The organism is Paraburkholderia sp. HD33-4 (assembly GCF_021390635.1).
Classification (GTDB): Bacteria; Pseudomonadota; Gammaproteobacteria; order Burkholderiales; family Burkholderiaceae; genus Paraburkholderia.
In genome coordinates this window covers 468,444-491,694 of record NZ_JAJEJS010000002.1, presented here as the reverse complement: position 1 = coordinate 491,694, position 23,251 = coordinate 468,444, and the positions used below count along the sequence as shown (strand labels likewise).

The window sequence follows — 23,251 nt, the reverse complement described above, 5'->3', positions numbered from 1 at the left end:
GGCGTTGCGGACGCTCGTCATTGCGCCGCGAGCAATGGGCGACGGGCGCTCAGCATGCGACTTCAGCAGTCCACCTCAGTAGGCCACATAAGGCCCCGTCCCACCCGGCGTCGACTGCTGCTCGATCGCCGCATACACGTTGCGGCCATAGAAGAACGGCAGGCCCCAGTCGAACACCGTCGACGTGACGAATGCCGGTCCCGCGAGCAGCGGCAATGCTGAGTCGCCGCTATAGGTCTGCGCAATCGACAGCGCGTTGCCGACGTTGAACGTCACCGCGCTCGTCGTGCCGTTCACGCCTTCGATCATCGCGCTCAATTGCTGCGTCGAGCTCGGGCAATAGTACGCGCTGTTCGGGATCGCGCAGGCCGGCATCGAGCTGGTCTGGAAGAACAGTCCGGTCGAGCCGCTGTCCATGATGCTGCGCGTGTATGTCGTGCCGTTCTGCACCGTCGTGAACGTGCCGTTCGACGGACTCACGCCGATCACCTGCGCCCCGCCGAGCCCATTGTTGCTTTGCGTGCCGATGCCGAACACGAGCTCGCCCGTCACCGATGGCGCACCGCCCGACACGGTCGGCAGACTCAGCATCGAGCCGTTGTTGTCGGTCGCGAAGTAAGGCACCGGATTGGCCACCTGATACGTCTCCGCAAGCGGTATCGACGAGCAACTGGTGCCGCTGCATCCGTAGTAGGTCGCGGGGATCGCCTGCTGCACGCAGTTCGCGCCGCAGTCGTGCTTGAACACGCCGATGCCGAGAATTCCGTTCGCCTGTAACGCGGCCGGCGTGTTGCGCGCCGCGCCGACGGCCGCGCAATCGCCCGGCAGCGACGCGTAGCCCGGATCGATCACCTGGATCGGCAGCGACGCGGCTTTCTCGCCGGCGATCTGCACATCGGCGAGCTTTACGGCGCCCCACGTGTAGCCGTCGAAGAACTGCATGCATTCGGCGACGAGGTTGCCCGAGCCGTCCTTCTGCTGCGGCAGGCTCATCGACGCAGGCAATTGCGACGCGAACACGCGCACGCCCCACGAGCCGGTATCGACGAGCACGTGATCGATCGTCTGGCAGGTGCTGGTGCCGGGCGCGCAGATCGTGATGCTGACGAACGGCATATTCGGCACGTTGCTGATGCCCGAGTCGACCGTCACGCGCACCGCGTTGGCGGCCAGCACCTGCGGCGACGGCGACGTGTTGGTCACGGTCGAACCCGACGAACTGATCGAGCTGCCCGAACCGTTCGAGCTGCTGGAGGTGCTCGAATTGGCCGTGGTGCTCGCGCTGCCACCCCCGCCGCCGCCGCACGCGCTCAACAGCAGCGCCAAAGCGACGACGGGCGCCGCGCCCAGCACGGTCATCCACGAAGACCTGGATCGCATGTTTCGCTCCGTTATTGAACGACGCTGACGTCGACGCCCGCGGGCACTGCCCGCGGCAGATACGCGTAGCCGGTGAACGCGCGCAGATGGCCGCTCGAAAACACCACGAGGTCGCTCGTCGACACCGCCAGCGGCACGCCGCGCCGCGTCGAGCTGGCGGCGACGTAGGCGTCGAAGGACGCGCCGAGCATCGCCTTCAGGTCGGGCAGAGTCGGACCGTCCCACGCGACGCCGAACACGATGCCGTTGGCCGCCACGTACTCGCGCACCTGGGTGCCGGACGGCAGCGTCAGCGCATGCACCGAATACGCGCCTTGTGCGCTGGCAGCGTGCGCGAGCGCGTGCAGGCGCGTCTGATCGCCGTCGACGGTGCTGGCGCCCTGGCCGAGCGTCGCGTGCGCGGCGAACGGCAACGCACAGCATGCCCCGAGCATTGCGCAGGCAATGCGGGTAAGAAGCATCGGTTTCAAGAGATTTCCCTTCGAGGTGAAACGCCGCGACCCGCCTGAAGCCGATCGCAAACGCGAAACTAGGGGCGCACACCTGGCCGGCTGAGCCGGGTTGCCTTCACGCCGGTTGGGCTGCGTGAATGCGTCTACGGAAGGGCGAGGCGAAACTTTAGTCAGGGGAATGGCGCACGGCAATCGTTTGCTACGCGATTTAAACCTTTCGTGGGCCCCGAAGAGTTCGAGTACTTTTGATCAGCGCGGACAAAGCCGTTTAGCGACAATGCTTTGACGCTTATTCCGTTTGCGTCTGACATCTAAAACTCGCAGATCCCGAAAATTGCGGCCGTCACGCGTAAATGCTGCGAATGGTGGCAGCGTTTTTTACCGATGTAAGCGCCTGCCGAATAACGGGCAAATCCTCTGCGCATTCCTCTGACTACATGCGGCTCGCGACACGAATCGCGACGGGCAAAAAAAATCGCGGAGAGCCTGGAGGCCCTCCGCGACGTAGATCGTTCGGAACTCGCGGCGCGTGCTACTTCTTCTGCTGCTGAAGAAGCGACTTCAGTTCCTGCACGTTTTCCTCTACGCGTTTCGCGATCACCGCATACGACTCCGCCTGCGTCTGATACGCGGCTTGCGCGAGCTGTTGCATGTCGGCGAGCGATTTGTGCAGGCTCTGCTGGATCAGCTCCGCGGTTTTACTCGACGGCGTGGCGCCTGCCGCCGTGAGCTGGGTCGTCAACGCCTGTAGCTCGCCCAGCGTGGTGCGCAGCATGTCGGCCTGTTTCTGCGCGAGCGACTGCATGCCCTGGAATGCTGTCTGATTCGCCTGAACCAGCGCTTCCATGTCCTTGCGGCGCGCTTCCATGATGGCGGGCACGTCGAAACCGGGGAGCTTGAATTGCTCGAGCATTTTGGTCAGATCGCCAAACGGATTGGCTGCATCGGGTCGGTCCATGCGAAATCCTCCTTGCGGTTGAAGATTCATCGCCTCTGCGCCGCCCACACCAGGCGCGACGCCGATGCCGGCGGCTGCGTGTGCCGCGCGCGCCGCCACGCGGGCGTGCTTTTGGGGTCGCACGGCACATCGCAGCAATCATGCGCTATCCGGCTGCGTTGCGCCAGCGGACTCACCCTGACGCAAACCGGTCCGCGGCGGCGCGCGTCGCTTCGGGGACTGCGCGGCGCGCCGCTAAGCCGCGCGCCGCTAAGGCGCGCCCCGCGAAAGGCTCGGAAAGTTACTGAATGGCTTTCGTAACCCGACCGATCAAGGTGTCGACTATCGTTGCGAGGAGCCGGTCCATCGTGGCACCGGCCCTGTTTTCGATGGGAGCGACATCATGAGAAAAGCATTCTTCAGCGCGGCCGTGGCCGCGGTTCTTGGCATCATCGCGACGGCCGCGCTCGCCGACGACGCCATGCCGCCGCCCCCGTCCTCTGCTATCCACGACGGCGGCCCGCGCGGCGACGGGCCGCCGCGGCATGGTCCGATGATGGGTCACCCGAGCCCGACCTTCGCGGTGATCAACGATCTCGAACAACTGCGCCGCCTGTATGCGCTGAACGGCCACGAAGGGGAGATCGTCGCGGTCTACCACGACGTGCTCAACAAGACCCAGGATCCGATGCTGCGTCACTACGTGTACGACTCGCTGGCGCGCGAGCAGTTGAAGCCCGCCAATCCCGAGCAGGCGATCGCGACGCTGCGCACGAGTCTCGCCGAAGATCTCGCGGCGGCGAACAAGGCGCCGCATGGCACCCCGCCGGCTCCGCCAACGGCGCAACCGCAATAATTTTTATCGCGAATTGCGAATGGAGCGCCGGGCCACGCGGCGCTCTTTTTATTGCGCCGGCGCACGCGAGCGCGTTCGGATGACCGGGCAATCTCCGCCTCTTGCGGACCGCTGGAAGCGCTCCCGCAACCCCGCCCCGTGCGGCTCCCGGGGACTACGTTGGCTGGCCCACATTGGCGCTTCACTGGCACTTCTCATCTTCCGTCAGGTGATTACGATAGGGGCTTTGCAACGTCAGGACAGGGTGAAGGAATGCGCTATCCGCTGGACATCGCCATTGCCGCCGCCCTGCTCGTGTTCGTGCTGTGCTGCATCGTCAAGCTCGCTTTGAACTGATCGGCGACTCGACGTCCACGCCCTCTTCTTCGTCTCGCTCCCCCGCCGTTTCACGTCGCGCTTCGCGCGGGCAAGATGCCGCGCACGGCCGCGCTTCGCGCCTTCGTTTCGCCGTGACATCGCTCGAAATAATTGTTGAATGGAGTTCGAGGGGCCGCTCACCCATACTTCGTTCGCTGCCGGTGCGTGACGAAACAAAGACGCATGAGATCGATAGGCCTTACGTGCGAATCCCTTCGCCGATGATCGACGATCCCTCGGTTGCCCGATCATCGGCGATGGACTCGAACAGACTGGCACCGCGTGCCGACGACAGGATCATCATGTTGACTTCAGTGAACTTCATCAAAAAGAACGCCGTCCGTTTCACCTGCATGGCACTCGTGTGCAGCGGCGCGCTGCTGAGCGGCTGCGCCGGCGCCAGCGTCACGAATCTGAGCACGACGGGCACGTCCGCGACGGCCGACGCAGGCACGCAGTCGACCATGCATCCGGACACGATCTACGTGTACGCGTTCGATGCCGATCCGCAGCAGGTCAAGCTCGATAACCACGGCATGCTGCAGAAACTGAAGACGCAGTTCTCGGGTTCGTCGGACGCGCAGAAGCAGGTTGCCGATGCCGCGCAGGTGCGCGAGCAGGTCGCCGACGAGATCGTGCACCAGCTGCAGGCGAAGGGTCTGCACGCGGTGCGCGCCGACGCGCCGGTGCCCGCCGGCCAGAACGTGCTGCTGGTGCAAGGCAGCTTCGAGACCATCGACGCCGGCAATCGCCGCCGCCGTACGCTGATCGGCTTGGGCGCGGGCAAGAGCGACGTGAGCAGTGAGGTACGGCTCGTCTACCAACCCGCTGTCGGCGCGCCGCGCGTCGTGCAAAGCTTCACGGCCAACGCGGACAGCGGCAGGATGCCGGGCATGGTCGAAACCGCCGGGGTCGGCGCGGCGGCCGGCACCGTCGCGACGGCGGCAGCGGCCGGCGCGGGCCTGCACGGCGTGACTGAAACGAAGCGCGCGGGTGTGTCGGATGATGCAAAGCGCCTCGGCGATGCGGTCGCGAAACAGATTGCTCAGTACGGCGTCGAAGCCGGCTGGATGCAGGCCGCACAGAAGAGCTGAACGGTTGAGCGCGGCGGGCTGTGCGGCGCACTGCGCACCCGACCAAAGAGCGCGGTTTGAAAGACGCGGCGGTGTGGAGCGATGTCCACGCCGCCGCGTTTTTTTATCTACGCGCACCCCGTCGCTATCCGCGCCACAACCGTCGCAACAGGGCGAGCAGCGTGGCCGGCGCTGTGCCCTTCTGGCAATAGCCGTCGAAGTTGTGACGCTCGCGGCCGGTTTCCCTCACGTGGTCTTCGTCAAGCGACGTGAACGCGACGATGCCGAGGCTGTGCGTCGGCAGATAGCGGCGCAGCGCGCTCGCCGTTTCGTAGCCGTCGCGCTCCGGCATCATGATGTCGAGCACGACGACGTCGGGCACCCAGTTGCGCACGCAGTGCAGCGCCGCCGTGCAGCCTGTCGCGGCGCGCGCCTCGACACCCTCGTAGGAAAGCCAGGTGGCAAGCGCCTCGGCGGCGTTTTCGTTGTCGTCGACGACGAGCACGCGGGGCACGTCATGCAATAGCCGGACCTCTCGGGCGCTCCACCTCTGGCAGGTAGTCGAATTTCGTGACATGTATGGCGGCCTGCGATTAAACCTTTTGATGGGTAGCAAGCGCCGTACCTCGGCTGTGGCGCCGCCAGTTCCGTGCGTCGCGACACCCCGACGCCATCAGAAACACCCACTTTTGCCATCTGTTCTGTAAATCGTTGCGTTTCCACAATAGGAATGATTCCTATTTGCACTATAATTCCGACGAACCTTACGTTCCACGCTCGGATTGCTTACATAAATGGCATCGTCCGCGCGTGCAATCAAGAAAAATGCCGCCCGGATTCCAACAAGCGCCCCGGGACGGAAGATCGACGACCACGCCTACTCACCAATTCATGTCCGTTTCACGCTGGAATCGCCCGCAGGCCACGCCTGCTCAAGCCACTCTGTATCGCGCCACCATCCTCGCCGCCATCGCCGTCGCTTTCAGTGTCCCGGCGAGCGCGTTCGCCCAAGCCACCAACAGCGCCCCCGCCGCCGATAACACGCTCCCAGCCGTCAAGGTCCAGGCGAGCGCCGTCGAAGAGCTGCCCGGCGATCTGTCGCCGACCTACGCGGGCGGCCAGGTCGCGCGCGGCGCCGACTACGGCGTGCTCGGCAAGCAGCGCAACATCGACATGCCGTTCAGCATGACCACCTACACGGCCAAACTGATCAAGGATCAGCAGGCGCGCACGCTCGCGGACGTGGTCGAAAACGATCCGTCGGTGCGGACCGCGTACGGCTACGGCAATTTCTCGGAAGTGTTCGTGATTCGCGGCTTCCAGCTCAACGCCGACGACATCTCGATCAACGGTCTGTACGGCGTGACGCCGCGCCAGTTGGTCTCGACCGCGGCGGTCGAGCGGGTCGACGTGTTCAAGGGCGCAAACGCGTTCCTGAACGGCGCATCGCCGACGGGCTCGGCGATCGGCGGCGGCATCAACGTGCAACTGAAGCGAGCCGAGGACACGCCCACCACCAACGTGACGCTCGAAACCAGCGGCTCCGGCGAGTTCGGCGCGCATGTCGACGTCGGCCGACGCTTCGGCAGCGAAGGCCAGTTCGGGATTCGCGTGAACCAGGCGAATCACGACGGCGAGACGAGCATCGGCGGCGAACACCGCCGCGACAACACCACGGCGGTCGCGCTCGACTGGCGCGGCGACAAGCTGCGTCTGTCGGGCGACTTCCTGTATCAGCGCGAACACGTCAGCGACGGCCGCCCGGTCGTCTACTTCACCGACGCGATTCCCGCCGTGCCGCCGGCGACGTACAACTACGGGCAGAACTGGTCGTACACGAACCTCGAAGACACCGTCGGCATCCTGAAGGCCGAGTACGATTTCCTGCCTGGCTGGACTGCTTATGCGACCGGCGGTGTGCGTCGCACGGTCGAAAATGGCGAATATTACAACCCGACCTATTCGTCCGCCGGCGTCACCGGTGCCCGTCTCGGCGTGCCGTACAACCAGAATTCGACCTCCGCCGAAGTCGGCGTGCGCGGCCGCTTCGACACCGGCCCGGTATCCCACATGGTCGCGGTGGGCGGCGCGATCACGAGCGAGGACACCAGCTCCGCGTGGACCTACGCGTTCATGGGCCCGGTGTCGCTGTACAACACGGTGCAGACGCCCTACCCGCCCACGACGATGTCAGGCGGCAACCTGGCCGATCCGGGCATGACGGCCACCACGGTGATCCGCAGCGTGTCCGCGTCCGACACGCTCGGCTTCCTGCACGACCGCGTGCTGTTCACGATCGGCGCGCGTCGCCAGCAAATCGCGACGGCCAACTACGACAACACGGGCATCGGCAGCGGCAACTACAGCGACGGCATCACCACGCCGCTGTTCGGCCTCGTGCTGCGGCCGACGCAGAACATCTCGATCTTCGCGAACCGCAGCGAAGCGTTGGCCGCAGGCACCATCGCCCCGGCCGGCACGCTCAACTACGGTCAACAACTGGCGCCGGTGCGCACCAAGCAGTGGGAAGTCGGGGTCAAGTACGACACCGAAAAGCTCGGCGCGTCGTTTGCGGCGTTCCAGATCGAACAGCCCTCAGCATTCACCGACCCGACCACGCACATCTATGGCCTGAATGGCAACGAACGCCATCGCGGCCTCGAAGCCGAAGTGCACGGCGAGCCGCTCAAGGGCCTGCGTCTGCTCGCCGGCGCTTCGCTGATGAACGCGACGCTCGAGAATACGCAAGGCGGAATCTACGACGGCAATCGTCCGGTGGGTGTCCCGACCTTCCTGTTCAATCTGGGCGTCGATTACGACATTCCGATGGTGCCGGGGCTTGCCGTCAACGCGCGCTGGATCCATACCGGTGCGCAGGAAGCGAACGCGGCCAACACAGTGTCGATCCCGTCGTGGAATCGCTTCGACCTGGGCGCGCGCTACGAGACGTCCATCTACGGCAAGAGGACGACGTTACGCGCCACCGTGGAAAACGTGACGAACAAGGCTTACTGGTCGGCCGTGTCGGCATATGGTTCGACGACGTACCTGACGCAGGGCGCGCCGCGGACGTTCCTGTTGTCGGTCAGCACCGACTTCTGATTGTCTGACGTGATGTCGGTCGCCTATAGCGGCCGGCTCGCATGCATGACTAAAGCGCTGCCAGGCTCCTGGGCCCGGCAGCGCTTTTGTGTTTACGCGCGATCTGAACGGCTTGGCGCCGCCTTGCGTCACTCGACCGGCGGCTCGCCTTCGGGTTTTTTCTTCGGCCGCTGCGCATCGTCGGCGCGCTGCGGCAGCTTGCTCTTTTCGTTATCGCTGTGCTTGACCGGTTGGGGATGATTGAACTGTTCGTCGACGTCTTTCATGGTGTGCCTCCGTGCCAACGCAACGCAACTCAACACCTACACCACAACGCTCATGAATGCTCGGTGGAGCGCACGGTCTCGCCGGCGCCTGCGACCGCGGCGGGCGCATCGGCTGCCGCGCCCATCGTCACGAGGACGCTGCACGTCACGCGATCGAGCAGCAGCCCGTCGTGGCGGCCGCTCCACCAGCGCGCGAGTCCGTGACTGCGACGATGACCGACGACGACCAGATCGACCTTCAGATCGTTAGCGTAAAACGGAATCTCATCGAGTGGTTCGCCGATCGCGAGATGACCCGTCGCGCGAATTCCGCGTGCGGCGAGTTTCTGCAAGCCCTCGTCGAGCAGCGATTTGGCGGATTCGTTGATGAAATCGACCGGCACCGCGGACGTGATGTCCGCGCCCTGCATCCAGGCCGTATTGTTGAGCACGGAAAGAAGGTGCACTTCCGCGTTCAGGTCTTGCGCGAGAGCGGCACCGTCCTTCAACGCGTGTTGTCCTTCGCGTGTTCCGTCGTAACAGAGAAGAATGCGCTTGAAGCTCGACATGAGAACCTCCTTGCGCCGCGCGGCACATAATCATTCGATTATATGTCAATCCGTGATATATACCGCTCGGCACTGATACATGCAAATACCTACAGAAACGTCGTTAAAAAGGCTCTATTCGCGAGGTTCGGCGGCAACCGAATCCTTGCCATGGAATAGCGAAATGCGACGGAACCGTTCGCGCTCGCGTTCCTCGTTAAAGACCGACAGCGAGGGTTTGACGAGATCGTGGCGCGACACGATGCCGATCAGCCGATAGCTGGATGTATCGGCGACGACCGGCACGCGATCGAGCGAATGCGCGGCCAGACGAGCGGCGACATGCCGGCAGGTCTCTTCCGGCAACGCGATGTCGAGTCGTTCGTTCGCGAAGTTTGCATCGCTCGCGCACAGCTCGCCGACCGTCGCCGTCGCGCGGCCTTCGTCGAGCGCGGCGCTCAGCATCCGCCGATCCGCCATGCCGACTAGCCGCCCCGCTTGCACCACCGGATACGCGCGATGAATCTGCGTCGAGTCGAAGTACTGCGCGAGTGCGTCGGCGACACTGAGGCTCGCATCGATCGTCTTCACCGTGCGCGTCATCACTTCATCCACGTGATGACGCTCGAGCGGATCGATGCCGTACTCGCGATAGATGTGATATCCGCGTCGCGCGATCTTTTCCGTCAGAATCGAGCGGCGCATGAACAGCACCGTGAAGCCGTACGACACCGCGGCGGCGGTCAGCAGCGGCAGCAACGCATTGGCGTCGTGCGTCAGTTCGAACGCGAACACGACCGCCATGATCGGCGCGCGCATCATGCCGCCGAGCGCCGCCGCCATGAACACCAGCGGCCAGACCGCGGGGTCGCCGCCCGGCATCGCCGGACCGAGCACCGCGCCGACGCCCGCGCCCATCATCAACAATGGCGCGAGCACGCCGCCGGAAGTGCCCGAGGCCAGCGCGATCACCCAGATCACCGCCTTGACCAGCACGATCGCCAGCACGACGCGTACGGCGAGGTGATGCATCAGCAGGTCGCCGATCACGTCGTAGCCGACACCCAGCGTGCGCGGCTGGAAATAGCCGCCGATACCGACAGCGAGACCGCCGAGCGCGGGCCACCACATCCAGTGAAACGGCAGCCGTCCGAACGCATCCTCGACCTTGTAGAGCATCGTCGACAATCCCCACGACAGCGCGCCGGTGATCAGCCCCGCGAGCGCGCACGACGCGAGTCCGAGCGCACCGAGCGGCAAAGTCTGCAGGGGAAATAGCGGACCGCTGGCTAGCAACAGCGGCCGCGAAAAGCCCGCCACCGCGCACGACACCGCAACCGGCAACAGACTGCGCGGCCGCAGTTCGAACAGCAGCAGTTCGACCGCGAGCAACACGGCGGCGACGGGCGTGCCGAACACCGCGGTCATGCCAGCAACCGCGCCCGCCACCAGCAGCGTCTTGCGCTCGCTGCTCGACAGATGGAAGAACTGCGCGATTAACGAGCCGAGCGCGCCGCCCGTCATGATGATCGGCCCTTCGGCGCCGAACGGCCCGCCGCTGCCGATCGCGATCGCCGACGCCAACGGCTTCAGCACGGCCACCTTCGGCGACATGTTGCTCTTGCCGAACAGGATCGCCTCGATCGCCTCGGGAATACCGTGCCCGCGAATCTGCTCCGAACCGAAGCGCGCCATCAGACCGACGATCAGACCGCCGACGACCGGCACGACGACCACCCACAGCCCTAGCGTATGGCCGGCGGGCGAGCGGTCCGCGATCGATAGCGTCTGAAAGAAGAACAGGTTGGTGAAAAAGCGGATCAGGTGCAGCAGAAAGTCCGCGGCGAACGTGCTGAGCATGCCGACCACGGCGGCAATCGCCGTGATTCGCAGAAGCCGGGTATCGGTGGCGAAGTCGCCTTTTGACGCGTTGGTCTGCACTGCCGCTCCTCGTGGTCGAATCAAGATGGGGAATTCGTGCGCCGTCGTAACAGCATCGGGCATGCATTAGCCGTACCTGAACGCATGCGGTTACGCGACGCGGCTGTCAGGACCGCCGCGCTAAGACTCCGGCCACAGAAAGAAAACATGAGCAGCGTCTGCCGCGGGATCGACGGGCAAGCGATAGCGATGCGAGCGATCGCTCCATGCTTCGTGCGGCGAACCGTTCGGCCATTTCACGAGCACCACCGCCCCACTGGACAACTGGTCGACGACGGTACCGCCATACACGGCGATCACGCTGCTTCGCACCCCGGTGTCGCACGACGCGGGGCATGAGGCGCGCATAGGCTGCGGGTAAGGACCGGTCTCCTGTTCGGCGCAGAACGCATAGGCAAACGGAACGGCGCAAACCGAAATAAGCAGGATTGCCAAACGTCGCCGCGACCCAGATCGTTTCATCGCGATTCCTTCGACGAACTACAGCCCCCAGATGATGTCCGCATCCGACTTGCGCGCCGCACGCATCATGTCCAGAAAAGGCCATGCGCGCTGCGACAACCGGTTGCGTGACTCGCGTTGATTGCTCGGTGAGCAGTGCAATGCTTCGAGCGTCGTTTCCGCAGCCGCGTCTTCGGTGATGGCGGCTTCGAGCCGATCGATCGCGTGAGGCAGTTCGTCGTGGCTGATGACGCCACGCTCGCCGAGCCGCTTGCCGATCAGGCCTAGCAGATATTGCGCGAGATCCCTGAGCATGACGACATCCGGCGATGCCGTCGATTGAAATGTGATCATCATGATGGCTCCTTTATAGAAGTATCCGGCAACGGGCCAACGAATCTCTCAATCCATCTGCCATCATTTTATATCACAACGTGATAAAAAAGAACGCGCGCAGGGCCAACCGGGTCCATCGTCGACGGCGTCTGCCGCGCTCCCGACTGTTTGCGAAATGCGACGGTTTTTCCGCGCCGTGAAGCGGCGGGAGAACTTTTTATATCATATTGAAATATAATCATGACCAGAGTGTATTCGCGTTGCCAGGGTTTCCCCGGTAATGTCGGGCCCGGCATCATCGACTACTTTCTGCTCCTATCTTGTCCCGCACATCTGTTTCCAGCTGGCTTGCCAGCTTCGTCCCCGCACCGGTTACCGTGAAATGGCACGAGCGTGCGCGTTCGTGCCTCGGCGCGCTGCTCGGCATCGCCTTCACCGGTGGTCTGATGTATCTGCTGCTCGGTTCCGCCGCGAAGATTCCGCTGCTGGTTGCGCCGATGGGCGCTTCCGCCGTGCTGCTGTTCGCGGTGCCCGCTAGCCCGCTCGCGCAGCCGTGGTCGATCATCGGCGGCAACCTCGTGTCCGCGACGATCGGCGTGACCTGCGCGATGCTGATCGGCGATCCGACGCTGGCGGCCGCCCTCGCGGTGTCGCTGTCGATCTGCGGCATGTTCGCGCTGCGCTGCGTGCATCCGCCGTCTGGCGCGGTCGCGTTGACCGCGGTGCTGGGCGGCCCGGTCATTCATGCGCTCGGCTACCGCTTCGTGCTCGAACCTATCGCGATTCAGTCGGCCGCGCTGCTGTTCGGGGCGCTCGTCTACCATGCGGCGACCGGCCACCGCTATCCGCACGCAGGCCGTCAGGATCGCGCGACGCCGAGCCAGGCCGCCGACGAAGCCGCGCGCGTCGGCTTCACGCGCGACGACGTCAAAGCAGTGCTCGGGCGCCGTGACGAACTGCTCGACATCGACACCGACGATCTCTATTCGCTGCTGCGCGAAACGCAGTTGCAGGCTTTCTCGCGCAGCTTCAACGAACTGCGCTGCGAAGACGTGATGTCGCGCCACGTCGTGTCGGTCTCGCCGGGCACGCGCGCCGCCGCCGCGTGGGATCTGTTCAAGCGCCACAACGTGAAGGCGCTGCCGGTCGTCGACGCGGGGCAAAAGCTGCTCGGCATCGTCACGCGCGCCGATTTCGTCGAAAGGAAAAGCTTCGGCGCGCTCGGTCCGATCCTGAACTACGTCGACGGCTGGCTGCGCGGCGATGCGCTTCGCACTTCGACGGTTGGCGGCGTGATGACCAGCGACGTCTGCACCGTCGCCGCCACCGATCCGATCACCGAGCTCGTGCCGATGTTCGCGAACTTCGGCCATCACCACGTGCCGGTGCTCGATCGCGCGGGCCGCGTGGTCGGCATGATCACGCAGGTGGACCTGATCTCCGGCCTGTATCGGCAAACCGCCACCCGGGCCCGCGAGGCAGCCTGATTTTCGACTAAAAGAGCAAGGAGACCTGTCGCGCGATGCCGTCGCCACGGCCGCAATCCACCCAAATACATCATGATGTGATATATTTTCGGTTTCTTCACATCGGCGGATATCCCATGAAAGTACGGACTCGCAAGCTCGTCAAGAGCGATTTCGAGCAGTTGTCGGAGTTTCGCTACCAGATGCGGCGCTTCGAACGCTTTTCCGAGCAGGCCGCACAGAACGAGGGCATCACGCCGCTGCAATACCTGTTGTTGCTGCATATCAAGGGCTACCCGGAGCGCGACTGGGCGACCGTCGGCGAACTCGCGGAGCGTCTGCAGGCGCAACATCACGGCGTCGTCGCACTGGTATCGCGCTGCGAGGCACTGAGTCTCGTGCGCCGCCAGGTCAGCGAGACCGATCGCCGCCAGGTTGAAGTACACATCGAAAAAGCGGGAGAACGGGTACTCGAGCGGCTCGCGGAACTGCACCGCGCCGAATTGAGATCGCTCGAAGGCTCCTTCCAGATTCCACAGATCGACCTCGACTAATCATGAGCATGGATTCCCACAAACGCGACTTCGCGGCAAATGCGCGGTTACCCGGCATTTTCGCGCTCGCCGCGTGCATTGGCGTCGTCAGCACGTTTGCCGCTTTTGTTCTGCTGAACCTGATTCGCCTCTTCACCAACCTGTTTTTCTTTCAGACGCTGTCGTTCGCCGACCGCTCGCCCGCCACCAACACGCTCGGCCTGTGGGTGATCGGCGTGCCGGTGATCGGCGGTTTGATCGTCGGCCTGATGGCGCGCTTCGGCTCCGAAAAGATTCGCGGCCACGGCATTCCCGAAGCGATCGAAGCAATCCTGTTCGGCAAGAGCAAGATGTCGCCGAAAGTGGCGGTGCTCAAGCCGTTGTCGTCGGGCATCGTGATCGGCAGCGGCGGGCCGTTCGGCGCTGAAGGCCCGATCATCATGACCGGCGGCGCGCTCGGCTCGCTGATCGCGCAGTGCGTGAAGGTCACGTCGGCGGAACGCAAGACGCTGCTCGTGGCCGGCGCCGCGGCCGGCATGACCGCGGTGTTCGGCACGCCGGTCGCGGCCGTGCTGCTCGCGGTCGAGCTGTTGCTGTTCGAATGGCGGCCGCGCAGCTTTCTGCCGGTCGCGGTGGCCTGTGCGGTCGCTGGCTTCGCCCGCGCGATCTTCTTCGGTACCGGTCCGTTGTTTCCGCTGCAGACCGCCGCGCCCGATGGCTGGTCGCTGCTGTCATGCGCAATCGCGGGCGTGTTGTCGGGCGCCTTGGCGTCTGGGCTGTCCGCCGCGCTTTACAAGGTGGAAGACCTGTTCGGCAAGCTGCCGATCCACTGGATGTGGTGGCCCGCGCTCGGCGGCATCGTGGTCGGTATCGGCGGCTGGCTCGAACCGCGCGCGCTCGGCGTCGGTTACGACGTGATCGGCGATCTGCTGCATCAGCACATTGCGGTGCAGGTTGCGCTTTTGCTGCTCGCCGTGAAGGCGGTGATGTGGGTCATCGCGCTCGGCTCGGGCACCTCAGGTGGTGTGCTCGCGCCACTCCTGATGCTCGGCGCCGGGCTCGGCACGGTGCTCGCGCACTGGCTGCCGGGCAGCGAGCCGGCGCTGTGGCCGCTCGTCTGCATGGCCGCGACGCTTGGCGCCACGCTCGGCGCGCCGCTGACGGCCATCGTGTTCGCGTTCGGCCTCACGCACGACGCCAATGCGCTGCTGCCGCTGCTGACGGCAACGCTGATCGCGCATGGCTTCTCCACGGTCGTGATGCGTCGCTCGATCATGACCGAGAAAATCGCGCGACGCGGTTATCACATCTATCGCGAGTACGGCGTCGATCCGCTCGAGCGTCACTATGTCGACGAAGTGATGACCGCCTCGGTCGAATCGGTCGATGCCGCCACGACGGTCGGCGCAACGCTGCAGACGCTGTTCGGCGCGAACCAGCTGCGCCGCGCATATCCGGTGGTGCGCGACGGCGCGGTGATCGGCGTGGCCGAGCGCATGTTGCTCGAACGCTTCTGCGCCGAGGACACGGAGCGCAAGCGCGCGATGACGCTCGCCGACGTGTTCGCGCAGCACAATACCGCTTTCGCGTTGCCATCCGAAACCTGCCGGCTCGTGGCGACACGCCTCGCCGTGCTGGGGCTCGAACGCCTGCCGGTAGTCGCCGATAGCGACAGCATGCGTCTGGTCGGTATCGTGTCGCGCAGCGATCTGGTCAAGCCATCGCTTGCTCACTTCGAAGAAGAACACAAGCGCGAGCGTTTCCGTCGTATCGGGCCGTCGCGAAGCAAGCGGCGCTTCGAACCGGTTCGTAAAACCAGCTAAAAAGACCGCGAAAAAACAAAGGCCGAGCCCCGTTAGGGCCTCGGCCTTTTTACTGTGCATGGCGCTACTTGCCCGCGCCGCGCGACTCGACGCAACCCAGCACGAGCGTATCGCGCGATTTCGCGCCGGGGCTCAGAGCCGCAGTGTGAAAGTCCGCGTGATCGCAATGCCATTCGGCATGGAAGTCGCGTGGGCACGCCATCGTCGTGCCGCCTTTGTGCAGGCCTGGCAGCGGGTAATTGCAAGTCTCCCGTCCGTTGCAATGACGAGCGAGCTCGCGAGTCAGATTGCCATTTGGCGCGCCGCAATTCGCGCCATAGGTGCCCGATACGATCGTGATCGCGCGCAATTGCGCGTCGGCGTTTGCAGACATCATGAATACGCCGCCTGCCAACGCCAGCGCAGCACGAAGAATTCCACTGACGATAATGCGTCCGTGCCGCGAAGTTCCCATCGGCCTCATCACTTTGCACCTCCGTTCCCGCTATAGGCGACGCTCAACCGAAACGCGCCGCCTCTACCAGGTATAGAAGAAAGAGCAAAGGAGTGCCACACAAAAGCTCATTCCTGCACGCAATAGCGGCAAAAGCAGTTATTCGAGCGCCTTGTCGTTCGGCGTAGCGTATAGCTGCTTCAGCGAATCGCTCATCGGAAAGTCGAAGCTGATGTTCTTCGGGGGCACCGGCTTCACGAACCAACGGTCGTACATCGCGTGGATTTCCGGTCCTTTCATCGTCCGTTCAAGCGTGTCGTCGACGAGCTTTCTGAATTCGGGGTCGTCGCGGCGCATCATGAAGCCGTACGCTTCCGACGATTGCGGCGTGCCGGTGATGATCCAGTCCGACGGTTTCGCGGTCAACGTGCGTGTGCCGGCAAGCAGCACGTCATCCATCATGTACGCGACGGCACGGCCGCTTTCGAGCGTGAGGCGCCCTTCGCCGTAATCCTTCGCGCTGATGATCTGCATGTTCATCTTCTTGTCTTCGTTCATCTTGCGCAGGATGCGCTCCGACGTCGTGCCCTGATTCGTCACGACCGTCTTGCCCGTGAGATCCGCAAAGTCCTTGATGCCCGAGTCCTTGCGCGTCAGAAGACGCGTCGTCGCGACGAAGAACGTGTCGGCGAACGTCACCTGGCTTTGGCGCGCGGCGAGATTGGTCGTCACGCCGCATTCGAGATCGACCGTGCCGTTCTGGACGAGCGGAATGCGATTCTGCGAGGTGACCGGGATGAAGCGCACCTTGAGGTCTGGGCGCTTCGTTTTCGCCTTGACCGCATCGATGACCTTGTTGCACAGGTCCTGCGAAAAGCCGATCACCTCGTTGTTCGCATCGACGTACGAGAACGGCACCGAGGTCTCGCGATGGCCAATCGCGATCACGCCGCTTTGCTGGATCTTCGCGAGCGTGGACGTCGCGTCCTGCGCGAACGCGCCGGGACTCGCCGAGGTTGCCGCCACGAGCACGGCAACAGCGGACCAATTCATCACTTTCATGGGTATCTCCAATCGTGCGGCAGGTTGCGGATGGATGGCGGGCTGCTGTGCCATCCGTCTACATATGTTGCTATTAAAAAATTAATTGCAACATATGTTAACTACCAAGAATTGAAGCGCCGCGCGGCGAGGTTTTCCGGTCCACAAAAGTCATCGCCGATCCGTACCGGACACCATTTTCAAAACCGTACAGGTACTGTACCGGGACCTGTCGCTAGAATGAGCTTCACCGTTTTCTGTTGGCGACACCGGAGCCCCCCATGTCTTTCGTCACTCTCAGCGCGCTGCCCGCCGGCATTCTGTTCGCGCTCGTCACCTCGATCACGCCCGGTCCGAACAACACGATGCTGCTCGCGTCGGGCGTCAATTTCGGCTTTCGCCGCACGCTGCCGCATCTGTCCGGCATCAGCGCCGGCGTCGTGCTGTTGATGCTGTCGGTCGGGGTCGGCCTCGGCGAGGCGTTCGTGCATTTCCCCGTGCTGTACACGGTGCTCGAAGTCGTCAGCGTTGCTTATCTGCTGTATCTGGCGTGGAAGATCGGCACGTCGGGCGAGCTGAAGCTCAGGAACGGCGAGCGTCGCCCGATGCGCTTTCATGAGGCGATCGCGTTTCAGTGGGTCAATCCGAAGGCGTGGATGATGGTGCTGACCGCCGCGACGACGATCCATCTGAGCAACAGCTTCGGCATGAACGCCGTTGCGATGGCCGCGGTGTTCTATGTGATCGGCTTCCCGTGCATCTGCGTGTGGGCCGGCTTCGGCACCGCGATGCGCGAGGTGCTGTCGAACCCGAAGCGGCTGCGCGTCTTCAACATCGCGATGGCGCTGCTGCTGGTGGCGTCGCTGTATCCGATCGCGCTGAAGCTGTTGGCGCACGGCGGCTGAGCACAGGCGCCGGCGCGTCTACCACGCCCCCTGTCCTACCCGCTCGACGAAGCGCCACAACGCGTCGTCGGTCGAATACGGCGCGTTGAAGCGGAACCACGCGCTCGGCGCGTCGTCGGGACGGAAATAGGAGCCCGGCGCGAGCCAGATGCCGTGCGCGAGCGCGGCGGTCGCGACCTCAGCCGCCCGCGCCGCTTCGATCGGCAGACGCGCCAGCATGAAGAGCCCCGCGCGCGGCCGGTGAAACACCTCGAGCCCGAGCGCGTCGAGCCGCTCTTCGAGCGCCACGTGGGCAAGTTTCAGCCGTTCGTTGACCGTCTCCACGTGGCGTGCGTAACGCCCTTCAACCAGCACCTTGTCGACAATCCGCTCGATCGTTTCCGACGACGTCAGCCCCACCGCCATCTTCGTGCGCGCGAGTTCGCGCAGTACCGCCTGCTCGGCGACCACGTAGCCGCAGCGCAGCGCCGGCGTCACCGTCTTCGAAAAGCCGCCGACGTGCACCACGCGCTGCAGGCCTTCCATCGCAGCCAGCAGCGGCGCGCCGGCCGGCGCCAGTTCGCGGCTCACGTCGTCCTCGATCACCCAGATGCGCTCGCGCTCGGCGATCTGCAGCAAGCGGAACGCGGCCGACATGCCGAAGGTCGCGCCGGTCGGATTCTGCAGCGTGGTGTTGACGAAGATCGCCTTCGGCTTGTGCCGCTCGACCAGCGTCGCTAGCACGTCCGTGTCGACACCGGCCGGCGTGCGCGGCACGCCGTGCACGACCAGCCCGGCGAGCTTCAGGATCTGCAGCAGGTTGCAGTAGCCGGGATCCTCGACGATCACCGCATCGCCCGCGCGCAGCAGCGTGCGCACGATCAGATCGAGCCCCTGCGTCGCGCCCTGCGTAAGCAACACGTTCGAGACCTCGACGGGTAGCCCGAGCCGGTCGAGCTGTTCGGCGATGCGCTCGCGCAGCGGCGCGAAACCGTACGGATGGCCGTAGTCGCCAAGGCGCGCGGCCGGCACCCGGCTCAACGCGCGCAGCGAGTGCTGCAGGCCGCTCTCGTTGATCCATTCGCTCGGCAGCCAGCCGCAGCCGGCCTTGATCGGCACCGAGTGATCGGCGAACACGTCGGACAGCAGCCACGTCGCGGTCAGGCTCGGCGGGGTCCAGTCGGCGACTGCCGCGCGCGTCGCCGGCGAGCGCGCCGCCACCCGATAGCCGGAGCCGCGCCGCGCGACCACGAGCCCCATCGACACGAGCCGGTTGTACGCCTCGGTCACCGTAAAGGTGCTCAGCGCGTGGCTTTGCGCAAGCTGCCGCACCGATGGCAGCAGCGCGCCCGCGCGCAGCGACTGCGCGTCGATCGCGCGCGCGAAGCCTTGCACGACCTGTTCGACGAGCGTCGGCGCCGCGCGCCGGTCGCGTTGAAGGTCCAGTTCGATCATGTTGTCGGGCGAAAAACGACGGGTAAAAAGACGGACCGCGGACCGCCCGCCCACCGGAACAGTTCGCGCGAATCCACCAGCACAGTTAACACCACACTTCGTCAACTGTTTATGCCGCCATTAAACCGCGGACGCTACAGTTTGGCTACGCTCAACGCAGCACCCCACGCCACTTCGAGGAGATGCCATGACTTCGCGCCCCGTCATCGACGATCTGTCGTCCTTCTGGATGCCCTTCACCGCCAATCGCCAGTTCAAGGCCGCGCCGCGCCTGCTGGAATCGGCCAAGGGCATGTACTACCGAAGCACCGATGGGCGCGAGATTCTAGACGGCTGCGCCGGGCTGTGGTGCGTGAACGCCGGCCATGGCCGCGATGAAATCGTCGCCGCGATCACGCAGCAGCTATCGACGCTCGACTTCGCGCCGACCTTCCAGATGGGCCACCCGCTCGCGTTCGAAGCGGCGACGAAAGTTGCCGAACTGATGCCGGAAGGGCTCGACCGCATCTTCTTCACCAACTCGGGCTCCGAATCGGTCGACACCGCGCTGAAAATCGCGCTCGCCTATCATCGCGCACGCGGCGAGGGTCAGCGCACGCGTCTGATCGGCCGCGAGCGCGGCTATCACGGCGTCGGCTTCGGCGGCATTTCGGTCGGCGGCATCGCGCCGAATCGCAAGACGTTTTCGGGCGCGCTATTGCCGGCGGTCGATCATCTGCCGCACACGCACAACCTCGAACACAATGCGTTCTCGAAGGGCCAGCCCGCATGGGGCGCGCATCTGGCCGAGGATCTGGAGCGCATCGTCGCGCTGCATGACGCGTCGACGATCGCCGCGGTGATCGTCGAACCGGTGGCCGGCTCGACCGGCGTGCTGATTCCGCCGCAAGGCTATCTGCAGAAGCTGCGCGAGATCTGCACGAAGCACGGCATCCTGCTGATCTTCGACGAGGTGATCACGGGCTTCGGCCGCGTCGGCAAGGCGACCGCCAGCGAGTACTTCGGCGTCACGCCGGACCTGATCACGATGGCGAAGGCGATCAACAACGCGGCGATTCCGATGGGCGCGGTCGCGGCGAGCCGCACGATCCACGACACGGTCGTCGGCAACGGCGCGCCGGGCGCGATCGAGCTGTTTCACGGCTACACCTATTCGGCGCATCCGGCCGCGGCCGCGGCCGCGATCGCGACGCTCGATCTGTACCGCCGCGAGCAGCTGTTCGAGCGCGCGGCCAGCCTCGCACCGACGTTCGAAGCCGCCGCGCATGGGCTGCGCGGCGCGAAGCACGTGAAGGACGTGCGCAACCTCGGGCTCGTCGCGGGCATCGAGCTCGAATCGCGTGACGGCGCACCGGGCGCGCGCGCTTATGAGGCGTTCGTCAAATGCTTCGAGGCGGGCGTGCTGATCCGCTTCACCGGCGACATCCTCGCGTTCTCGCCGCCGCTGATCATCGACGAAGAGCAGATCGCGCGGCTTTTCCGCACGGTTGGCGAGGTGCTGGCGACGGTGCAGTAAGCAGGCGCGGCGCGCCACCAGGCGACAACGAAAACAGCGGCGGCACGCGCATGCGTGCCGCCGCTCTCTTTTATTGCTGCCGCTTTGCAAGCCCCAAGCTCAGTGATGAGCGCGCGACGCCCGGGTTTGCGCAGCCTTTTTCGCCGCAGCGGAGCGTCCAGCCGCGCCCTTCGTCGCCGCGGCCTTTTTGGCTGCGGCGGAGCGGCTCGCGGCGGGTCGCCTGGCCGCCGCCGACTTCGCCTGCTTCGACATCGCCGCCGACGACGCCCCGGCCTTGCTCTCGCGCTTGAGCACGCTCTCCGACACGCGCGAGCGTTTCGCGCTCGACTCCTTGCTCGCGCTCTTCTTCGCGGCGCCGACTTGTTTGCCCGCCGCACTGTCCTTCTGCGCTTTCTTGCGGGTCGCCTCGCTCGTCGCGCCCTTCTTCGGCGGCTTCAGGTCGACGCCCGCGCGGCGCGCCTCGGACAGCCCGATCGCGATCGCCTGCTTCGCCGAGCGCACGCCGTGCTTGCCGGCGCGGACCTTGTCCACCTGTTCCTTGACGAACTCTCCCGCCTGAGTACTCGCTGATTTGCCGGCACGTTTATCGGCCGCGGCACGCTTCAAGGTTTTCTGCTCTGGCATGACTGTTCTCCGGTTGTGGGTGTGGCTCTATCGTTCAGCAACGAGCGTGCCGGCGTACCCATCGGCAACAAGGTCGGGCGGCGGTTGCGCGGCGGCACTCGCGTGCGTCGGCGGGACGGCGTATGGTTGTGGACATGAGACGGGAATAGGCGCTGAAGCGCTAACTCAAATCGACCGCCTTGCATGGAGACAGCCATGAAGATCGCTACCGTTCGCGCTGGCACACATATCGAGGGCGTGCACTGGATCGCCGAGTACGTCGAAGACGTCCACGAAATTCGCGTGTTTCGCGAGGGGCAGGAAGTGGACGTGCACAATGCGCCGTCCACACTGTTCGGCGACGAAGAAAATGCGGGTTCGAAAAACACCGCCGATCATCGCGCGATGGAAGCGGCCGTGCTCGCCTATCTGAGGCGCTTCGTCACGGAGCACGACGCCGAAGAGTAGTTTTCGCCCGCGGCAACCGTCAGTTTCAAAGGTCGCCGCGAGCGCACATGCATCAGGATTCACCCAGCCATCGCGCGGCAGTCACGACTGAGCACCGCGCGCCACGTCCTCAATCCACCGGCCGCAGCTTCTTCACCTCGGCATCCGATGGCTGCACGCTCGCGCCATCCACGTAGCGGTACGACGTCATCACGCCCTTGCCATCCTTGACCCCGGTCACGCCGACATACGCGCCCATGGTCGACTGATTGTCCTGCGCGCGGTACGTGATCGGGCCGAACGGCGTCTGCACGTTGAGCCCCTTGAACGCGGCGGCGAGTTTGTCCGGATCGGTCGAACCGGCCTTCTTGATCCCGTCCGCGATCGACATCAGCGCCGAATAGCCGACCACCGAACCCAGCCGCGGATAGTCGTGATATTTGGCCTGATACGCGTCGACGAACTGCTTGTTCGCGGCCGTATCGAGCGAATACCACGGATAGCCGGTCACGATCCAGCCGGTCGGCGCTTCGGCGCCGAGCGGATCGAGGTAGTCGGGCTCGCCGGTCAGGAGCGACACCACCGCGCGATCCTTGAAGAGCCCGCGCGTATTGCCCTCGCGCACGAACTTGCCGAGGTCGGCGCCGAACAGCACGTTGAAGATCGCGTCGGGCTTCGCGTCGGCGATCGCCTGGGTCACGGCGCCCGCGTCGACGTTGCCGAGCGGCGTCGCCTGTTCGACCACGAACTGCACGTCCGGCTGCGCGGCCGTCAGCAGCTTCTTGAAGGTCGCCACCGCCGATTGCCCGTACTCGTAGTTCGGGTAGACGATCGCCCAGCGCTTCTTCTTCAGCTTCGCGGCTTCGGGCACCAGCATCGCGACCTGCATGTAGGTCGAAGGACGCAGACGGTACGTGTATTTGTTGCCGTCGGCCCAGACGATCTTGTCGGTCAGCGGTTCGGCGGCGAGGAAGAAGATCTTCTTCTGCTTCGCGAAATCGGCGAGCGCGAGACCGGTGTTCGACAGGAAGCCGCCAAACAGCAGTTGCACCTGCTCGCGCGCGATCAGTTCCTGGGCGACGCGGATCGTGTCGCCAGGGTTGCCGCCGTCGTCGCGAGACACCACTTCGAGCTGCTTGCCGAGCACGCCGCCCGCCGCGTTCACCTGCTCGAGCGCGAGATTCCAGCCTTGCTTGTAAGGCCCGAGAAAGGCGGGCTGTGCCTTGTAGCTATTGATCTCACCGATCTTGATGGTTTGCTGTGCGCTCGCGCTCAGGGCGGCGAACGAGCACACGGTCGACACCATGAGGCGAGAGATCCATCCTGCGCGCGTGGTCATGCGTTTCTCCGTTTTCTGAAGGAATGGTGGTTTTTGTCAGACG

At 64.6% G+C, this 23,251-nt stretch carries 24 protein-coding genes; 9 read left to right on the top strand and 15 right to left on the bottom strand.

Going from position 1 to position 23,251, the window contains the following annotated elements:
- Positions 1 to 75 precede the first annotated feature (75 nt).
- The 3 genes from L0U84_RS22170 to L0U84_RS22160 form a co-directional block, all read right to left on the bottom strand.
- Complete coding sequence (locus L0U84_RS22170) at positions 76 to 1,359, bottom strand: DUF3443 domain-containing protein (protein ID WP_442794081.1); 1,284 nt, start codon at positions 1,357 to 1,359, stop codon at positions 76 to 78.
- A 32-nt stretch (positions 1,360 to 1,391) separates the two neighbouring features.
- Complete coding sequence (locus tag L0U84_RS22165) at positions 1,392 to 1,841, bottom strand: DUF2844 domain-containing protein (RefSeq protein WP_233856673.1); 450 nt, start codon at positions 1,839 to 1,841, stop codon at positions 1,392 to 1,394.
- Between the two features lie 523 nt (positions 1,842 to 2,364).
- Positions 2,365 to 2,790: a phasin family protein gene (locus L0U84_RS22160; protein ID WP_233852673.1), complete on the bottom strand. Its 426-nt coding sequence runs from the start codon at positions 2,788 to 2,790 to the stop codon at positions 2,365 to 2,367.
- 382 nt (positions 2,791 to 3,172) lie between these two features.
- Here L0U84_RS22160 and L0U84_RS22155 point away from each other — a divergent pair, with 382 nt between their 5' ends.
- Positions 3,173 to 3,625: a hypothetical protein gene (locus L0U84_RS22155; RefSeq protein ID WP_233852672.1), complete on the top strand. Its 453-nt coding sequence runs from the start codon at positions 3,173 to 3,175 to the stop codon at positions 3,623 to 3,625.
- Between the two features lie 556 nt (positions 3,626 to 4,181).
- On the opposite strand, the gene L0U84_RS43820 is transcribed toward L0U84_RS22155, so the two are convergent.
- Positions 4,182 to 4,307, bottom strand: a complete 126-nt coding sequence (locus tag L0U84_RS43820) for a hypothetical protein (protein WP_267939944.1) — start codon at positions 4,305 to 4,307, stop codon at positions 4,182 to 4,184.
- Between L0U84_RS43820 and L0U84_RS22150 the strand changes: the two genes are divergently transcribed.
- A complete protein-coding gene (locus L0U84_RS22150) occupies positions 4,285 to 5,076 on the top strand; it encodes a DUF4410 domain-containing protein (RefSeq protein WP_233852671.1) in 792 nt (263 codons plus the stop codon). The two genes, L0U84_RS43820 and L0U84_RS22150, sit on opposite strands and share 23 nt — an antisense overlap.
- 124 nt (positions 5,077 to 5,200) lie before the next feature.
- On the opposite strand, the gene L0U84_RS22145 is transcribed toward L0U84_RS22150, so the two are convergent.
- A complete protein-coding gene (locus tag L0U84_RS22145) occupies positions 5,201 to 5,632 on the bottom strand; it encodes a response regulator (protein WP_233852670.1) in 432 nt (143 codons plus the stop codon).
- Between the two features lie 314 nt (positions 5,633 to 5,946).
- Here L0U84_RS22145 and L0U84_RS22140 point away from each other — a divergent pair, with 314 nt between their 5' ends.
- Positions 5,947 to 8,157, top strand: a complete 2,211-nt coding sequence (locus L0U84_RS22140) for a TonB-dependent receptor (protein ID WP_233852669.1) — start codon at positions 5,947 to 5,949, stop codon at positions 8,155 to 8,157.
- A 128-nt stretch (positions 8,158 to 8,285) separates the two neighbouring features.
- On the opposite strand, the gene L0U84_RS22135 is transcribed toward L0U84_RS22140, so the two are convergent.
- The 5 genes from L0U84_RS22135 to L0U84_RS22115 form a co-directional block, all read right to left on the bottom strand.
- The gene (locus L0U84_RS22135; protein WP_233852668.1) at positions 8,286 to 8,423 is read right to left on the bottom strand and encodes a hypothetical protein; all 138 of its coding nucleotides are present in this window, start codon (positions 8,421 to 8,423) and stop codon (positions 8,286 to 8,288) included.
- A gap of 50 nt (positions 8,424 to 8,473) precedes the next feature.
- Positions 8,474 to 8,971: a universal stress protein gene (locus L0U84_RS22130; protein WP_233852666.1), complete on the bottom strand. Its 498-nt coding sequence runs from the start codon at positions 8,969 to 8,971 to the stop codon at positions 8,474 to 8,476.
- 114 nt (positions 8,972 to 9,085) lie between these two features.
- Positions 9,086 to 10,891, bottom strand: a complete 1,806-nt coding sequence (locus L0U84_RS22125) for a chloride channel protein (RefSeq protein WP_233852664.1) — start codon at positions 10,889 to 10,891, stop codon at positions 9,086 to 9,088.
- A 120-nt stretch (positions 10,892 to 11,011) separates the two neighbouring features.
- Positions 11,012 to 11,203, bottom strand: coding sequence for a hypothetical protein (locus L0U84_RS22120; RefSeq protein ID WP_233852662.1), 192 nt, complete (start codon positions 11,201 to 11,203; stop codon positions 11,012 to 11,014).
- A gap of 168 nt (positions 11,204 to 11,371) precedes the next feature.
- Complete coding sequence (locus L0U84_RS22115; protein WP_129957197.1) at positions 11,372 to 11,689, bottom strand: DUF1840 domain-containing protein; 318 nt, start codon at positions 11,687 to 11,689, stop codon at positions 11,372 to 11,374.
- Positions 11,690 to 11,988: 299 nt separating this feature from the next.
- Here L0U84_RS22115 and L0U84_RS22110 point away from each other — a divergent pair, with 299 nt between their 5' ends.
- From L0U84_RS22110 to L0U84_RS22100, 3 genes are all read left to right on the top strand, one after another.
- Positions 11,989 to 13,155: an HPP family protein gene (locus L0U84_RS22110; protein ID WP_233852660.1), complete on the top strand. Its 1,167-nt coding sequence runs from the start codon at positions 11,989 to 11,991 to the stop codon at positions 13,153 to 13,155.
- A gap of 116 nt (positions 13,156 to 13,271) precedes the next feature.
- The gene (locus L0U84_RS22105) at positions 13,272 to 13,688 is read left to right on the top strand and encodes a MarR family winged helix-turn-helix transcriptional regulator (protein WP_176106657.1); all 417 of its coding nucleotides are present in this window, start codon (positions 13,272 to 13,274) and stop codon (positions 13,686 to 13,688) included.
- Positions 13,689 to 13,690: 2 nt separating this feature from the next.
- Complete coding sequence (locus L0U84_RS22100) at positions 13,691 to 15,490, top strand: chloride channel protein (RefSeq protein ID WP_233852658.1); 1,800 nt, start codon at positions 13,691 to 13,693, stop codon at positions 15,488 to 15,490.
- Positions 15,491 to 15,554: 64 nt separating this feature from the next.
- On the opposite strand, the gene L0U84_RS22095 is transcribed toward L0U84_RS22100, so the two are convergent.
- Together L0U84_RS22095 and L0U84_RS22090 are read right to left on the bottom strand one after the other, a co-directional pair.
- The gene (locus tag L0U84_RS22095) at positions 15,555 to 15,866 is read right to left on the bottom strand and encodes a hypothetical protein (RefSeq protein ID WP_233852657.1); all 312 of its coding nucleotides are present in this window, start codon (positions 15,864 to 15,866) and stop codon (positions 15,555 to 15,557) included.
- A gap of 216 nt (positions 15,867 to 16,082) precedes the next feature.
- Positions 16,083 to 16,985: a glutamate/aspartate ABC transporter substrate-binding protein gene (locus L0U84_RS22090; RefSeq protein ID WP_233852656.1), complete on the bottom strand. Its 903-nt coding sequence runs from the start codon at positions 16,983 to 16,985 to the stop codon at positions 16,083 to 16,085.
- A 260-nt stretch (positions 16,986 to 17,245) separates the two neighbouring features.
- Here L0U84_RS22090 and L0U84_RS22085 point away from each other — a divergent pair, with 260 nt between their 5' ends.
- On the top strand, positions 17,246 to 17,869 hold the full coding sequence (locus tag L0U84_RS22085) for a LysE family translocator (protein WP_233852655.1): 624 nt from the start codon (positions 17,246 to 17,248) through the stop codon (positions 17,867 to 17,869).
- A gap of 18 nt (positions 17,870 to 17,887) precedes the next feature.
- Here L0U84_RS22085 and L0U84_RS22080 read toward each other — a convergent pair whose 3' ends face one another.
- Positions 17,888 to 19,303 (bottom strand): aminotransferase-like domain-containing protein, encoded by a 1,416-nt coding sequence (locus L0U84_RS22080; RefSeq protein ID WP_233852654.1) that lies wholly within the window; start codon positions 19,301 to 19,303, stop codon positions 17,888 to 17,890.
- Positions 19,304 to 19,490: 187 nt separating this feature from the next.
- On the opposite strand from L0U84_RS22080, the gene L0U84_RS22075 reads away from it, so the two are divergent.
- Positions 19,491 to 20,819 (top strand): aspartate aminotransferase family protein, encoded by a 1,329-nt coding sequence (locus L0U84_RS22075; protein WP_233852653.1) that lies wholly within the window; start codon positions 19,491 to 19,493, stop codon positions 20,817 to 20,819.
- Between the two features lie 99 nt (positions 20,820 to 20,918).
- On the opposite strand, the gene L0U84_RS22070 is transcribed toward L0U84_RS22075, so the two are convergent.
- Positions 20,919 to 21,443 carry a DUF6496 domain-containing protein gene (locus L0U84_RS22070; RefSeq protein ID WP_233852652.1) on the bottom strand — a complete coding sequence of 175 codons (525 nt, stop codon included), beginning with the start codon at positions 21,441 to 21,443 and terminating at the stop codon, positions 20,919 to 20,921.
- 195 nt (positions 21,444 to 21,638) lie between these two features.
- Here L0U84_RS22070 and L0U84_RS22065 point away from each other — a divergent pair, with 195 nt between their 5' ends.
- The gene (locus L0U84_RS22065; RefSeq protein ID WP_129957207.1) at positions 21,639 to 21,890 is read left to right on the top strand and encodes a hypothetical protein; all 252 of its coding nucleotides are present in this window, start codon (positions 21,639 to 21,641) and stop codon (positions 21,888 to 21,890) included.
- Between the two features lie 109 nt (positions 21,891 to 21,999).
- Here the strand turns inward: L0U84_RS22065 and L0U84_RS22060 are convergent, their stop codons facing one another.
- Positions 22,000 to 23,208: an ABC transporter substrate-binding protein gene (locus tag L0U84_RS22060; protein ID WP_233852651.1), complete on the bottom strand. Its 1,209-nt coding sequence runs from the start codon at positions 23,206 to 23,208 to the stop codon at positions 22,000 to 22,002.
- Positions 23,209 to 23,251 lie beyond the last annotated feature (43 nt).

Excerpts from the sequence above, each read along its gene's own strand:
- L0U84_RS22170 (WP_442794081.1), bottom strand. The coding sequence starts at position 1,359 with ATGACCGTGCTGGGCGCGGCGCCCGTCGTCGCTTTGGCGCTGCTGTTG.
- L0U84_RS22165 (WP_233856673.1), bottom strand. The coding sequence starts at position 1,841 with ATGCTTCTTACCCGCATTGCCTGCGCAATGCTCGGGGCATGCTGTGCG.
- L0U84_RS22160 (WP_233852673.1), bottom strand. The coding sequence starts at position 2,790 with ATGGACCGACCCGATGCAGCCAATCCGTTTGGCGATCTGACCAAAATG.
- L0U84_RS22155 (WP_233852672.1), top strand. The coding sequence starts at position 3,173 with ATGAGAAAAGCATTCTTCAGCGCGGCCGTGGCCGCGGTTCTTGGCATC.
- L0U84_RS22150 (WP_233852671.1), top strand. The coding sequence starts at position 4,285 with ATGTTGACTTCAGTGAACTTCATCAAAAAGAACGCCGTCCGTTTCACC.
- L0U84_RS43820 (WP_267939944.1), bottom strand. The coding sequence starts at position 4,307 with ATGAAGTTCACTGAAGTCAACATGATGATCCTGTCGTCGGCACGCGGT.
- L0U84_RS22145 (WP_233852670.1), bottom strand. The coding sequence starts at position 5,632 with ATGTCACGAAATTCGACTACCTGCCAGAGGTGGAGCGCCCGAGAGGTC.
- L0U84_RS22140 (WP_233852669.1), top strand. The coding sequence starts at position 5,947 with ATGTCCGTTTCACGCTGGAATCGCCCGCAGGCCACGCCTGCTCAAGCC.
- L0U84_RS22135 (WP_233852668.1), bottom strand. The coding sequence starts at position 8,423 with ATGAAAGACGTCGACGAACAGTTCAATCATCCCCAACCGGTCAAGCAC.
- L0U84_RS22130 (WP_233852666.1), bottom strand. The coding sequence starts at position 8,971 with ATGTCGAGCTTCAAGCGCATTCTTCTCTGTTACGACGGAACACGCGAA.
- L0U84_RS22115 (WP_129957197.1), bottom strand. The coding sequence starts at position 11,689 with ATGATGATCACATTTCAATCGACGGCATCGCCGGATGTCGTCATGCTC.
- L0U84_RS22105 (WP_176106657.1), top strand. The coding sequence starts at position 13,272 with ATGAAAGTACGGACTCGCAAGCTCGTCAAGAGCGATTTCGAGCAGTTG.
- L0U84_RS22100 (WP_233852658.1), top strand. The coding sequence starts at position 13,691 with ATGAGCATGGATTCCCACAAACGCGACTTCGCGGCAAATGCGCGGTTA.
- L0U84_RS22095 (WP_233852657.1), bottom strand. The coding sequence starts at position 15,866 with ATGATGTCTGCAAACGCCGACGCGCAATTGCGCGCGATCACGATCGTA.
- L0U84_RS22090 (WP_233852656.1), bottom strand. The coding sequence starts at position 16,985 with ATGAAAGTGATGAATTGGTCCGCTGTTGCCGTGCTCGTGGCGGCAACC.
- L0U84_RS22085 (WP_233852655.1), top strand. The coding sequence starts at position 17,246 with ATGTCTTTCGTCACTCTCAGCGCGCTGCCCGCCGGCATTCTGTTCGCG.
- L0U84_RS22080 (WP_233852654.1), bottom strand. The coding sequence starts at position 19,303 with ATGATCGAACTGGACCTTCAACGCGACCGGCGCGCGGCGCCGACGCTC.
- L0U84_RS22075 (WP_233852653.1), top strand. The coding sequence starts at position 19,491 with ATGACTTCGCGCCCCGTCATCGACGATCTGTCGTCCTTCTGGATGCCC.
- L0U84_RS22070 (WP_233852652.1), bottom strand. The coding sequence starts at position 21,443 with ATGCCAGAGCAGAAAACCTTGAAGCGTGCCGCGGCCGATAAACGTGCC.
- L0U84_RS22065 (WP_129957207.1), top strand. The coding sequence starts at position 21,639 with ATGAAGATCGCTACCGTTCGCGCTGGCACACATATCGAGGGCGTGCAC.
- L0U84_RS22060 (WP_233852651.1), bottom strand. The coding sequence starts at position 23,208 with ATGACCACGCGCGCAGGATGGATCTCTCGCCTCATGGTGTCGACCGTG.